Annotated in this window: 12 protein-coding genes; 6 read left to right on the forward strand and 6 right to left on the reverse strand. The window is 58.5% G+C overall.

What is annotated here, in order from left to right; all coding sequences use genetic code 11:
• Positions 1–35: 35 nt before the first annotated feature.
• Genes FHT71_RS12440 through FHT71_RS31605 form a run of 3 tightly spaced genes read right to left on the reverse strand, consistent with a single transcriptional unit; the run spans position 36 to position 5,876 of the window.
• Positions 36–3,467: an error-prone DNA polymerase gene (locus FHT71_RS12440; protein WP_132588679.1), complete on the reverse strand. Its 3,432-nt coding sequence runs from the start codon at positions 3,465–3,467 to the stop codon at positions 36–38.
• Positions 3,467–5,011 (reverse strand): DNA polymerase Y family protein, encoded by a 1,545-nt coding sequence (locus FHT71_RS12445; protein ID WP_348649301.1) that lies wholly within the window; start codon positions 5,009–5,011, stop codon positions 3,467–3,469. Before FHT71_RS12445 ends, FHT71_RS12440 begins: the two co-directional genes overlap by 1 nt.
• On the reverse strand, positions 4,923–5,876 hold the full coding sequence (locus FHT71_RS31605; protein WP_246717983.1) for a hypothetical protein: 954 nt from the start codon (positions 5,874–5,876) through the stop codon (positions 4,923–4,925). The genes FHT71_RS12445 and FHT71_RS31605 overlap by 89 nt, the downstream gene beginning before the upstream one ends.
• A 161-nt stretch (positions 5,877–6,037) precedes the next feature.
• Here FHT71_RS31605 and FHT71_RS12450 point away from each other — a divergent pair, with 161 nt between their 5' ends.
• Complete coding sequence (locus FHT71_RS12450; protein ID WP_007794777.1) at positions 6,038–6,475, forward strand: metallopeptidase family protein; 438 nt, start codon at positions 6,038–6,040, stop codon at positions 6,473–6,475.
• An 8-nt stretch (positions 6,476–6,483) separates the two neighbouring features.
• Here FHT71_RS12450 and FHT71_RS12455 read toward each other — a convergent pair whose 3' ends face one another.
• Complete coding sequence (locus FHT71_RS12455) at positions 6,484–6,690, reverse strand: DUF1737 domain-containing protein (protein WP_132588678.1); 207 nt, start codon at positions 6,688–6,690, stop codon at positions 6,484–6,486.
• Between the two features lie 13 nt (positions 6,691–6,703).
• Positions 6,704–7,612, reverse strand: coding sequence for a CoA ester lyase (locus FHT71_RS12460; RefSeq protein WP_037083037.1), 909 nt, complete (start codon positions 7,610–7,612; stop codon positions 6,704–6,706).
• A 113-nt stretch (positions 7,613–7,725) separates the two neighbouring features.
• Between FHT71_RS12460 and FHT71_RS12465 the strand changes: the two genes are divergently transcribed.
• The 3 genes from FHT71_RS12465 (at position 7,726) to leuD (ending at position 9,258) form a co-directional block, all read left to right on the forward strand.
• The gene (locus FHT71_RS12465; protein ID WP_007794770.1) at positions 7,726–7,968 is read left to right on the forward strand and encodes a hypothetical protein; all 243 of its coding nucleotides are present in this window, start codon (positions 7,726–7,728) and stop codon (positions 7,966–7,968) included.
• 114 nt (positions 7,969–8,082) lie between these two features.
• Complete coding sequence (locus tag FHT71_RS12470) at positions 8,083–8,511, forward strand: VOC family protein (RefSeq protein ID WP_132588676.1); 429 nt, start codon at positions 8,083–8,085, stop codon at positions 8,509–8,511.
• Between the two features lie 138 nt (positions 8,512–8,649).
• On the forward strand, positions 8,650–9,258 hold the full coding sequence (gene leuD, locus FHT71_RS12475; RefSeq protein ID WP_007794765.1) for a 3-isopropylmalate dehydratase small subunit: 609 nt from the start codon (positions 8,650–8,652) through the stop codon (positions 9,256–9,258).
• Between the two features lie 61 nt (positions 9,259–9,319).
• Here the strand turns inward: leuD and FHT71_RS12480 are convergent, their stop codons facing one another.
• Positions 9,320–10,252, reverse strand: coding sequence for a pyridoxal-phosphate dependent enzyme (locus tag FHT71_RS12480; RefSeq protein ID WP_132588711.1), 933 nt, complete (start codon positions 10,250–10,252; stop codon positions 9,320–9,322).
• A 179-nt stretch (positions 10,253–10,431) separates the two neighbouring features.
• On the opposite strand from FHT71_RS12480, the gene leuB reads away from it, so the two are divergent.
• Together leuB and FHT71_RS12490 are read left to right on the forward strand one after the other, a co-directional pair.
• Positions 10,432–11,544: a 3-isopropylmalate dehydrogenase gene (gene leuB / locus FHT71_RS12485; RefSeq protein ID WP_007794759.1), complete on the forward strand. Its 1,113-nt coding sequence runs from the start codon at positions 10,432–10,434 to the stop codon at positions 11,542–11,544.
• A gap of 117 nt (positions 11,545–11,661) precedes the next feature.
• The gene (locus tag FHT71_RS12490) at positions 11,662–12,423 is read left to right on the forward strand and encodes a phosphatase PAP2 family protein (protein WP_132588675.1); all 762 of its coding nucleotides are present in this window, start codon (positions 11,662–11,664) and stop codon (positions 12,421–12,423) included.
• The last annotated feature ends 66 nt before the right edge of the window (positions 12,424–12,489 follow it).

Raw genomic sequence — 12,489 nt, forward strand, 5'->3', positions numbered from 1 at the left:
CCCCAGCCGATTCGCTTGACACCGACTTTGTGCCCTCAATGAAAATTGCGACCTTTCGGCATGACTTGAGTTGTTTCTAGTGCTCCGACATGACTGCTTGAAATTAGCCTTTTCTCCATGACTGCCTTCTCAAGTGAGTTTGCGAGTTTCCTTTGGCGAGGATCCATCGTCGGATTGAGCGCTTCATCCGAACGATCACTAACGCCGAAACGACGGGCTTCCTTCTGCAGGATGCCAAGTGCGGGTGTCATATCCTCGATATGATCGACGACAGTGTGGATCACGCCGCTCTGGCTCTGAAGCTTGCCATATATCTTCACGAGCCGTGCTCCCATGACGATCGGGCGGTACTTCTCGAATACCTTCTTCCAGACAATGGCATTGGCAACGCCAGTCTCGTCTTCCAATGTCATGAAGATGACGCCCTTGGCTGAGCCCGGGCGTTGACGCACCAAAACCAGGCCGGCAATCGTCACCCTTCTTCCGTTCGGGATGGTAAGAAGATCGACATTCCGAACGACCCCGACTTTACGGAATTCATCTCGCAGGAATGAGACGGGATGGCCCTTCAAGGAGAGCGAAAGGTAGCGGTAGTCCTCGACGACCTGTTCACCAGCCAGCATTTCCGGCAGCCGTGTCTCAGGCTCGACTTGCAGATCGATGTGGCTCACCTGGTCGAACAAAGGGAGCTTTTCGGCAGCACTCTTCGCATCGAGTGCCCGTACGGCCCAGAGTGCCTCCCGTCGCGACAGTCTTATAGAATGAAAGGCATCTGCATCGGCAAGTCGTTCTATATCTGCCTTTTGCAGGCCTGAGCGCAGCCAGAGATCGCGGATCGAAGAATAACCCCTGCCTCTGTTGGCGACGAGCTGCTGTATGCTCACTTCCGAAAGGCCTTTTATCTGCCGAAAGCCAAGCCGAACGGCTCGCTTCGTCTGGATAACTTCCTGCATGGCGGCATGCCGGAAATCAACAGCACGCTTGTTGAATTCGGCCTCTTCCAGCAGACAATCCCAGTTCGATTCATTGATATCGACCGGCCTGATCACAACGCCATGCTCCCGGGCATCCCGGACGAGTTGTGCGGGAGCATAGAAGCCCATCGGCTGTGAGTTCAGCATCGCGGCACAGAACACGTCGGGATAGTAAGCTTTTACCCAGGAAGAGGCGTAGACGAGCAGAGCGAAAGAGGCGGCGTGGCTTTCCGGGAAACCGTATTCGCCAAAACCTTTGATCTGGTTGAAACATTGCTGGGCAAAATCGCGAGAGTACTTTTTCGCGACCATGCCTTCGATGAACCGCTTTTCGAAATTGCCGATGGTGCCTGTCCGTTTGAAGGTCGCCATGGCGCGCCTCAGCTGATCGGCTTCAGCCGGCTTAAATCCCGCCGCCGTGATTGCGATCTGCATCGCTTGTTCCTGGAAGAGCGGCACGCCGAGCGTTCGCTCCAGGACACTTTCCAACTCCTTGCTCGGATACTCTATTGGGATACCGCGATCCCTGTCCTCCCTTCGTTTCAGGTAGGGGTGGACCATGTCGCCTTGGATGGGGCCTGGCCGAACGATGGCGACTTCGATGACGAGGTCGTAGAATTTTTTGGGCTTCAGGCGCGGCAGCATACTCATTTGCGCCCGGCTCTCGATCTGGAAGACGCCAAGCGTGTCGGCCCGGCATATCATCTCGTAGACGGGCTCTTCGTCCTCATGCGTGTCGTTGCCGAGATCAGCGAGCGTCTTCTTGACGTCGTAATGCAGGAGAAGCAGATCGAATGCCCGCTTCAGCGCGGTCAGCATTCCAAGCGCCAGGATGTCGACCTTCAGGATCTTCAGATTGTCGAGGTCATCCTTGTCCCACTCGACCATGTAGCGTCCGGGCATTGCCGTCTTCATGATCGGAACGACTTCATCCAGCCTGTCCCTGGTGATGACGAAGCCGCCGACATGCTGGGTGAGGTGGCGGGGAAAACCAAGAAGCTCGGAAGCATACTTCAGCACGTTCTTGGTCATGGGATCGAAAATGTCGAGCCCGGCCGCTTTCGCCTCGCGCTCGGACAGCTTCTCTTCCGACCAACCCCAAACTAGGCTGCCGATCGCAGACTGAACATCTTCCGAGAGACCGAAGGCTTTTGAGACCTCGCGTCCTGCGGACCGGGTGCGGTAGGTCGTCACCCCTGCCGTCAGGCCGGCATGTTCCTTGCCATATTTCTCGTAGATATGCTGGATGACCTCTTCGCGCCTCTCGTGCTCGAAATCGACATCGATATCCGGCGGCTCATCGCGGTCCATCGAGAGGAAGCGATCGAAGAGCAGGGTGCTCTTCTCCGGATTGACCTCCGTTATCTCGAGGCAATAGCAAATGACCGAGTTTGCCGCGGAGCCGCGACCCTGACAGAGAATTTTCTTCTCATGTCGGGCATACTGGATGATCCGGTGGACCGTCAGGAAGTATGGTTCATACTGCTTCTGACGAACGAGGCTTAGCTCGTATTCGATGTTCTGCTGGACCTTCTCCGGTATGCCGCCGGGAAAGCGTTTTGCCGCGCCAGCCTTGGTAAGGCGCTCCAGGGTTTGATAAGGCGTTTCCCCCTCGTCATTCTCGGGGGGATAGTTGTGTTCCAGTTCATCGAGTGAAAAGGAAAGGCTGCCAAAGAACTTTCCCGTGTTCGTTACGGCGTGTGGGTAGTCTTTGAAGAGGCGCAGGATTTCGCCGCCATCCTTGAGATAGCGTTCGGCATTCGGCGCCAGAAGAAAGCCGGCTTCGGGAATGGCAACGTGTTCCCGGATCGACGTCACGATATCGGCGAGGGGGCGACGGGTGGTGTCGTGGTAGAGCGGCTGGTTGGTGGCGATCAGCGGGATGCGGTTGCGATCGGCCAGCATGGAGATGGTCGCGAACATGCGCTTGTCACGGCCGTCATAGGCGGGGGCGAGCGCAATGTGGAATTTTTTCCGGAAGCGTTTTCTGAAGCGCTCCAGACAGGCTTCGAACGCTGCGTGATTGCCATCGGTAATGGACGGATCGGGAATGAGCGCGAGCATCATGTCGTCGCCCCATTCCATCAGATCCGCTTCCGTTAGAATGCATTTTCCCTTCTCGGTTCTTAGATTCCCGGTGCTCAGCAATCGGCAAAGATGCGCCCAGCCTCCGCGATCCTGCGGATAGGCAAGAATATCAGGCGTTCCATCCGAGAAGACCAGGCGGGCGCCCGGTTGAAAACGGATCGGATCGAGGATGACGTCATTCTTTTCATGCTCCTCCAGAAGCCCGGCCTTCATCCGCTCGAATTTCTTTCGGATCGCCTTAGACTGGGCATGCGCCCGGACAACGCCTGCAACCGAATTGCGGTCGGCGATGCCAAGCCCTCCAAACTTCAGAACCGCAGCGCGGACGACCATTTCCTCGGGCTTGGATGCACCCTCCAGAAACGAGAAATTGGTCTTGGCGCCGATCTCGAAGAAGGCAGGCATCAGGCGATGACTCCATGCATGTACCAGTTCTGCGTTGCGTCACGCTCATAATGGCCATGGCGATAAATCCAGAAGCGGCGTCCCTGATCGTCTTCGATACGGAAGTAGTCCCGATCCTCCGCATCTGATCCATCGAGCCACCATTCCATCGCCAGCCGTTCCGGTCCCTCGCTCTTCAGGATGCGATGCTGCATACGCCGCCAGTGAAAGCTGGCGGGTGCACCATCGGGAATTTCGATGGCAAAGGCGCCCATCGGTTCCGGCTTGCGAAGCAGCCGCACGGGCCGCTCGTTCCTGGCCGGTGGAGGATGTCCTTGCCGGATCTTCGGGGCGGATAGGTGATCGATTGCGGGTACGGCAATGACGGCTCTTTCCGGTACGTGGCTCTCTCGCAATTGGAAGGTCTGCAGGCAGTCTGCCCCGAGGCGGGCGGAAACCCTATCCACGAAGGCAGCAAGAGACGCATCCTTCTGCTGGCGATACTCGAAATCGCCTTGCGACGTCACGAAATCTTCGTGACGTCGCACGTTGAGGCGAAGGATTTCAAAACCGTAACCCGCGTCGAAATCGTCGTGGATTGCCTGCAGGCGTTCGGCAAAGAGAGCGGCGATGCGCTTGGGTTCCCTCAGGGGCTGCGCGGTCCCTGCCGAAATGCGGAACACCTTGCCGTCGACGCGAAACAAGACCAGTTCGAAGATGCGGCCCCCGACGCCACGGGCTTCCAGCGAGAGCTTCAGGGAGACGGCAATCTGACTGGTGAGCGCGAGGATATCGTCTTCCGCGCCGATCGGTTCGATCAGACGACGTTCGACCGAGAGGCTCGCAACTGGCAGCCGTGGAGATACCGGCTCTTCATCTGTCCCAAGCGCCTGATCGAGCCTCAAAAGCAAGGCTCCTCCGAAGCGGCGGGCAAGTGGGGCGCGTGGTGCGTCCAGTAGGTCGCCCACATATTTGAGCCCCATTTTATTCAGGGCGCCTACGGTTTCTTCTTCAAGGCGTAAAGCCGCGATCGGCAAAGGCGCCAGAACCTGCTCGGCCTTCCCGTGTTCGATGATCCCGCCTTGACCGAAACGGCTGACCGCCCAGGACAATCCCGGTGATGAAGAGACGGCACCGCGTGCATCAAGGCCCATCTGGAAAAGCCTTGCGAGAATATCCTTAAGAAGTGCCGTCTCGCCGCCGAACAGATGAGCACAGCCCGTGATGTCGAGAAACAGGCCATCCACGCCATCGAGAGCGACAAGCGGAGTATAGCGATCGCACCAATCGGCGATCGCTTCCAGGAAGCGTCGGTTGGCAACTAGGTCGTCCTCGATCACATCGAGCTTGGGATAGATGGCGCGGGCTTCGGCGACGCCCATATGCTTTCTGAGATTGAGAGCTTCTGCAGCCTCATCCAGCGCCGTCAGCCGCATGGTATTGTTGAGGCGACTGGAGCAGACGATCGGTGGTGCGTCAGGACGTCCGTGCGAACGCCAGGAGAGCCCCCATTTCTTTCTTGCGATCCGGTCGGTCGGGAGATGCGGAAAGTGGAGCGCCAGAATGCGCTGCGCGTTCGTCTGGAAGGCGAGGGTCGGCTGATTGGGAGACGGCGAAAAAACGGCGGTCATGAGGGTTCCACTCCAGTAAAAAGGAGAGGGGAGCCGGATTGCGGCTCTTCTCCAGGGTGAGATGAAAAACCGGGTTGCCGATGCTACCGCCCAGCATCGTACCATCCGGCAAGGGGCGCGCCTGTGCCGGCGCGGGTGCTGCAAGGAAGCGGAAATAAGCGCTACTGGCTTCTTCCTCTCCAGCCTGCCGCAGCAGGAAAAGCGGGCGTTTGGATGCCTTTGCCCGCAAGCTCAAACGACGGCTCTCCGTCAGGCCAAAGGGCTTCGGGTTGCCCCGGACCTCCAGGATCGTCGCAGGAAAGACGCCGCTTTCGACTGCCGCTTCCGCAAGCCAAAGGGCATCCTCAAGCTTGCGCGGACTGGCATAGAAGAACTGGTCCGGCTTCAGGCCGAAATCCCGCAGCCCCACGGCGTAGGGCTCTCCCGCCTCCATCGTGCAAACCGTATCGGCGATCCACAGGATCGGTAGCGGCACATTGTGGCTCTCTTCGGCCTGACGTTGCAGCATGGCAGCAAGTGCCAGCACAAAGCCGCTGCCAGCACCGGCTTCCCGCAAGAGATCGGAGCGAATCTCGGTAATCCCGTCGAGCGGCAAGCCGCCATCGATCGCCTCGTCGAGCGCGGGTATTCCGAGGGGAAGACGCAATATATCTTCGTTTTTTCCAGCGGCGGGGCCGCCATTTTCACCCAAGGCCTGGCTTTCCGCTGCAGCCAAGGCCGGCGCGGGCTTTCCTTCGAGCTTTGCAATGGTTTCGCGGAGTGCAAAAAGCCGCTCGCGCGTCACGGCCGGCTGTGCCATGACGTTCTCCAACTTTCAAATGTTCCTGTTATGTTCTTATGGATTCCAGAGCTGGGCGAAAGAGTCAACAGGCATTTGATGTGAATTTATTCCTGCCTTTGATTCCGCTCTCGAAAATCGTGCGTAAAGGTTCTATATGGGCCGCAAAGGAAGGAATATTCATGGCCCGCATAGACCAGAGCGAGAATTGGCGGGATCGCCACGCGCCGACGATCAGCACTTTCGAGTCGTTGGCGATGGAGGCATATAGCCACCTGCCGGAAGAATTCCGCTCACTGACCACCAATCTGACGATCGAGATCGAGGACTTCCCTGACGACGACGTATTCGAGGACATGGCGCTGGAAACGCCATTCGACCTTCTCGGCCTCTTCGAAGGCCGAGGAATCTCGGAGCGCTTCACGATGGAAACCGGCGAATTGCCGAACCGCATCCGCCTCTACCGGCGGCCGATTCTCGACTACTGGGCCGAGAACGACGAGACGCTGGGTGATATCATCACTCACGTCCTCATCCACGAGATCGGCCACCATTTCGGTCTCAGCGACGACGATATGGAGCGGATCGAGGCGAGCGCCGAAGAGGCGGCCGAACGCTAAGCTCGCGCTTACTGTTCGGACAGTTTCATGTCCGGATGGTAGTCCTTGCCTTCGACTTCCTTGACGATCGCCTGAGCACACATCACTTGGCCGGTCTGGGTGTTGAAGGTCAGCGACGGCGAGCCGTTCAACGACCAGCCCTTGTTGAGGGCGGCGCTCACGCGGTGACAGAAAGCGGCATCATCCTGGCCGGTCAGAAGGCGATATAGCTTCATCTAAAGTCGTCTTTCACTTCGCCGTTTGGCGTTCTGCAATCAGACGGGCTTTATGAACCAGACTTTCCGCCTGGACAAGATGCAGCCGCTCAATCATCCGACCATTGGCATTGATGATATTCAGGCCTTCGGCAGCAGGGTCGGCAAAGGCGGCGATGATCGCCTCCGCCTCGGCAATTGCCGCTTCGTCCAGGCCGAAATGCCGGTTGGCAGCTTCGATCTGAGCCGGGTGGATCAGCATCTTGCCGTCGAAGCCCATGGCGCGGGCATGCGCGCATTCGGCATCGAAGGCATCGGCATCCTTGAAATCGTTGAAGACGCTGTCGATCGCATCAAGGCCATAGGCACGCACGGCCAGGATCACCTGCATCAGCCAGGGCACGAGATAGGTGCGACCCGGCTGCGGCAGGACACCGGTCTCCTTGCGCAGGTCGTTGAGGCCGACGACGAAACAATCAAGCCTTGAGCCCGGTGTGCGCCCGGCCTCGGCGATCGCCGCCGCGTTCAGAATGCCGCGGGGCGTTTCGATCATCGCCCAGATGCGCAGGCTTTCCGGCGCGTCGGCATCGGCGAGCCGGTCGCTGACGGACATCACATCCTGAGGCTCGTCCACTTTCGGCAGGAGTACGGCATCCGGCTCCAATGCCAAGACCAGCTCCATGTCCGCATTGCCGAAGGTGGAACCAAGCGCATTGATGCGGATGATCCGCTCCTTATTCACAAGGGGAGCCCCGGAAAAAAAAGCCTTCAGATTCTCGCGGGCTTCCGCCTTTCGTTCCGGTGCCACCGAGTCCTCAAGATCGAAGATGACGGCATCGCAATCCAGCGCATGGGTCTTTTCCAGGGCGCGTGCATTAATGGCCGGAACGCTCAGCACCGAACGGCGAAGATTCAAGGAACGAGTCGGAGAATTGCGGGTCATCACAAATGTGTGCCAAGCTTTGTGACAGGTGGCAAGACAACAAAAAGCCATGCTCACCTTGCAGAGAAGGAAAAGAAGGACCACATTCCTTTCCGAAGAAAGGTCTAAAACTCATGCAAAGCATTCGTTCCGTCTTCCTCTTGCTTGCAGGCATCACCGCCTTCGTTGCGCTGGCGCTCGTCACCTTTTCCGTGACGCTCGCAGTCGGCGGTATTCTGACGGTGCTTATGGTTGGCCGCGCGCTTTCGTTGAAGATGAAACCTGCCCCGGTCCGCGCCTCCGCCAAGACCAAGCCTCATTCCGGCGAGAACATGCGCATCTGGAATGACGGCCGCGGCACGATCATCGATCTCTGACGGGTGGATACTTTTCCAGAAAAATTTCGGCATCGCTGTCGGCTCGACTGATCTTCCCGCGTCTTTGAAAGGCCAGGGCTTCTGCCCGAACCAAATCAAACGATGGAGGACAGTATGGATACCACAACGGAAACCGGCGTGGCGAAGATGCCGCCGGTCAAGAATGGCTTGCTGCCATATGTCACGGTCGATGGTGCGTTGAAGGCCGCGGAATTCTACAAGCGTGCTTTTGGCGCCGAGGAGGCGTTTGTCGTCCCTCCGGACGAAAACGGGCGGACGATGCATGTCCACCTCTACATCAACGGAAGCTCGTTGATGCTATGCGATGCCTATCCCGAGCATGGCCATCCCTTCGAGAAGCATCAGGGCTTCACCCTTCAGCTTGTTATCGATGATATCGATTTCTGGTGGGATCGCGCCGTTGCCGCTGGCGCGGAGGTGATCCTGCCCGTCCAACTGATGTTCTGGGGTGATCGATATGGCCAGCTTCGCGACCCGTTCGGGGTTCTTTGGGCGATGAATGCGCCAGCGAATGCAAATTGATCTCACGATGACCATGGATGGCTGCGCGTCGAATCCGCGCGCGGCCGCACCTGCGATGTAAATTTTTCTTCATTTCGGTCGAAATCTGGACTAAACGCTGATCAACAAAACTACGTCTGCTGACATTGGAGCCAGGCCATGGACAAATTCGTAAAGCTGACGGGCGTCGCTGCCCCTCTGCCGGTTGTCAATATCGATACCGACATGATCATTCCGAAGGATTACCTGAAGACGATCAAACGCACGGGTCTTGGCAAGGGTCTTTTCGCCGAAGCCCGTTACAATGAAGACGGCTCTCCGAACCAGGATTTCGTGCTGAACAAGCCGGCCTATCAGAATGCGAAGATCCTCGTTGCCGGCGACAATTTCGGTTGCGGCTCCTCGCGCGAGCATGCGCCGTGGGCGCTTCTCGACTTCGGCATCCGTTGCGTCATCTCGACCAGTTTCGCCGACATCTTCTACAATAACTGTTTCAAGAACGGCATTCTGCCGATCAAGGTCAGCCAGGAAAACCTCGACAAGCTGATGGACGACGCCTCGCGCGGCTCCAACGCGATCCTGACAGTCGACCTGGAAAACCTCGAGATCACCGGTCCTGACGGCGGTTCGATCAAGTTCGATCTCGACGAATTCAAGCGTCACTGCCTGCTGAACGGCCTCGACGACATCGGCCTGACGCTCGAAAAGGGCGCGGCGATCGACAGTTTCGAAGCCAAGAATGCTGCATCCCATCCCTGGGCTGCGTAAGTTTTACAAAACATAGCATTGGTCAAGCCGGGCTTTTTGCCCGGCTTTTTCTTTGGCCGGCTTACAGAAAGCGCTCTTTCCAGGCCTTCAGCTTCTCCAGTGAAACGCCGATGCCGCCGCAGACTTCGATCAGCGGATTGTTGAAGCGAGCGAGAATGTCGGCATCTACGTCGGCCACCGCAAGTGCAGCTCCGCAAGCGGGCTCGACCAGAATGCGATAGGTGTCGGCGAACTTCAGGCAGGCGGCGACAGCCTGCGCATCGGTCACCGTGACGCTCTCTATCGGATGATGCCTCGGCAGGTCGAAGACATGCTGGGCCACCTGGCGCGCACCGAGCGAGCTGGCGATGGAGGTAATCGCCGGCAAGGTGATGCGCTCTCCTGCAGCAAGACTTGCATGAAGCGAAGCGGCTCCTTCGGTCTCTACGGCAATGACAGGCACATCGGACAAGCCGTTTCGCTTGAGACCGGCAACAATGCCCGCGAGCAAACCGCCGCCGCCGACGCTGGCGATGACGCAATCGAAGTCGGCACCTTTTGCGAGAGCCTCATCGATCAATGTGCCGTGCCCTTCCCACAGAAGCGGATGGTCGAACGGGTGCACATAGGCTGCCTTCCTGGCATTCGCGTGCTCGATCGCAAAGGCGTTGGCTTCATCGAATACCGTTCCGTGCACGAGAACCGTGGCGCCGGTTGCCTCGATCGATTGACGCACTTCCGCCGACGTCGTCTCCGGAACGACGATCGTCACCGGAATGCCGAGCGCCCGTCCGGCATAAGCGGCAGCGATCCCGGCATTGCCGCCGGAGGCGCAGAAGATCTCGCGGGCGCCGTTCTCGATCTCATGCTGGCAAAGCCGACCGATACCACGAAGCTTGAAGCTTCCAGAGGGCTGCAGCGCATCGAGCTTCAGCCATAGCGGCTTGTTGCTCGCGCTGTAGTCGGCTGACGTGCGGAAAAGCGGAGTGTCGAGATGCAGGGGTGCAGATGGCAGCATGGTGGTATCCGATGAGGTGGCGATAGAGGTTCTCCTTGTGGACCCGCATGCGCCGATCGGTCAACGCGAGATGTTGGCAGTAATTCCGCAACCGTACCGAATCGACCTCCCGCTCGCTTGAAATGCCGTTTTTGCGGGTCTAAGAAGCCGCAACTTGTTTTTCCGCGGAGGATTTCATGACAGCGCGCAATCTTTTACTGCTGCCGGGCGACGGCATCGGCCCAGAAGCCATGGGTGAGGTCCGCAAGATCATTGCCTATATGAACGAGGCAACGAATGCCGGCTTCGTCACGGACGAAGGTCTGGTCGGTGGCAGCGCCTATGACGCGCATGGTGCTGCGATCTCCGAAGCTGACATGCAGAAGGCGCTTGCAGCGGACGCCGTTCTCTTCGGTGCCGTCGGCGGCCCGAAGTGGGATAGTGTTCCCTATGAAGTGCGTCCGGAAGCTGGTCTTCTGCGCCTGCGCAAGGACCTGCAGCTGTTTGCGAACCTGCGCCCGGCCATCTGCTATCCGGCGCTTGCATCGGCTTCCTCGTTGAAGCCGGAGCTCGTCGAAGGCCTCGACATCCTCATCATTCGCGAGCTGACTGGCGGCGTCTACTTCGGCGAGCCGAAGGAGATCATCGACCTCGGTAACGGCCAGAAGCGTGGCATCGACACGCAGGTCTATGACACCTACGAGATCGAGCGGATCGCCGGTGTTGCCTTCGAGATGGCACGCACCCGCCAGAACCGCGTCTGCTCGATGGAAAAGCGCAACGTTATGAAATCCGGCGTGCTCTGGAACCAGGTCGTGACGGAAACGCACAAGGCCAAGTATTCCGACGTCCAGCTTGAGCATATGCTGGCCGACGCCGGCGGCATGCAGCTGGTTCGCCAGCCGAAGCAGTTTGACGTCATCGTCACAGACAATCTGTTCGGCGACATGCTTTCCGACGTTGCCGCCATGTTGACCGGCTCGCTCGGCATGTTGCCCTCCGCCTCGCTCGGTGCGCCGGATGCAAAGACCGGCAAGCGCAAGGCGCTCTACGAGCCGGTGCATGGCTCGGCCCCCGACATCGCCGGTAAGGGCATTGCTAATCCGATCGCGATGATCGCTTCCTTCGCCATGTGCCTGCGCTATTCCTTCAACCTGGTGACGGAAGCCGACAACCTGGAAAAGGCGATCGCTAACGTGCTCGACAAGGGCATCCGCACTGGCGACATCATGGCAGAAGGCTGCAAAAAGGTCGGCACGACGGAGATGGGCGACGCGATCCTCGCCGAGTTCAAGGCGCTTTCTGCCTGATATTTCACGTGAAACACGTTTCTGGCCCTCCGCATCTGCCGATGCGGAGGGCCTTTGCTTGAAGGTGGCTGATGCCGCTCCTATCTCCGTTCTGCATTGATGAAAGAGCAGAGTGGAATGAGCGAGACTGTCGATCATAAGCCAATCTTTTGGAGCTACCTGCGAAAGCGCTATGAGGCACGGCGCACGATCCATCAGCGGGTTCCCTGGAAGTGGTTTGCATTTTCGGCGGTTAATGCCATTGCCATCGCCTTCTTCGTCTTCGATCGCCCGCTCGGCCTGGCAGCCAAGGATCTGGCGCCACCGCTGATCTCGATTGCCGGCGATGTTACCGATATCGGCAGGCTCGCCTGGATTCTTGCCGGCCTCTCTACGATCTTCGCCACGGGCTATTTCGTTCGTCGCCGGCTCTGGAAGGTCCGCAGGCGGTTTCGCATGGTCTATTTCGGACAGATGACGGCCTATGTCGCGTTGTCCGTGCTCTTCACCAGCATCGTCGCCAATCTGCTGAAGTTCGCGATCGGCCGGGCGCGGCCGCTGATCTATGACCAGGAGGGTATCTTCAGCTTTGCGCCCTTCAACATGGATTTCCTGCACCAGAGCTTCCCCTCTGGACACTCGGCCAACATAGGCGCGCTGTTCGTCGCGCTCGCGCTGCTCTTCCCGCGCTTTCGCCTTGGCTTCATCAGTATAGGGCTTTGGCTTGGTGCCACGCGCGTCATCATCGGTGTGCATTATCCAAGCGATGTCGTGGCCGGCCTTGCGCTGGGTGCCTGGTTTGCCTTTGCCACCTCGGTCCTCTTCGCGCGCTTCGGCCTGATCTTCTCCATCGGTCGCGATGGCGGCTGGCCGACGCCGCGGCTAAGCCGCCTTCTCTGAGGCTTCCATAAATGAAAAACCCGGCGCCTTATGAGCGCCGGGTTCAGATTTGCAGTCTTCACTCGT

The organism is Rhizobium sp. BK060, from assembly GCF_014193145.1.
Lineage (GTDB): Bacteria > Pseudomonadota > Alphaproteobacteria > Rhizobiales > Rhizobiaceae > Rhizobium.

Coding starts and splice junctions, on each gene's coding strand:
- FHT71_RS12440 (WP_132588679.1), bottom strand. CDS start 3,467: ATGCCTGCCTTCTTCGAGATCGGCGCCAAGACCAATTTCTCGTTTCTG.
- FHT71_RS31605 (WP_246717983.1), bottom strand. CDS start 5,876: ATGGCACAGCCGGCCGTGACGCGCGAGCGGCTTTTTGCACTCCGCGAA.
- FHT71_RS12450 (WP_007794777.1), top strand. CDS start 6,038: ATGGCCCGCATAGACCAGAGCGAGAATTGGCGGGATCGCCACGCGCCG.
- FHT71_RS12455 (WP_132588678.1), bottom strand. CDS start 6,690: ATGAAGCTATATCGCCTTCTGACCGGCCAGGATGATGCCGCTTTCTGT.
- FHT71_RS12460 (WP_037083037.1), bottom strand. CDS start 7,612: ATGACCCGCAATTCTCCGACTCGTTCCTTGAATCTTCGCCGTTCGGTG.
- FHT71_RS12465 (WP_007794770.1), top strand. CDS start 7,726: ATGCAAAGCATTCGTTCCGTCTTCCTCTTGCTTGCAGGCATCACCGCC.
- FHT71_RS12470 (WP_132588676.1), top strand. CDS start 8,083: ATGGATACCACAACGGAAACCGGCGTGGCGAAGATGCCGCCGGTCAAG.
- leuD (WP_007794765.1), top strand. CDS start 8,650: ATGGACAAATTCGTAAAGCTGACGGGCGTCGCTGCCCCTCTGCCGGTT.
- leuB (WP_007794759.1), top strand. CDS start 10,432: ATGACAGCGCGCAATCTTTTACTGCTGCCGGGCGACGGCATCGGCCCA.
- FHT71_RS12490 (WP_132588675.1), top strand. CDS start 11,662: ATGAGCGAGACTGTCGATCATAAGCCAATCTTTTGGAGCTACCTGCGA.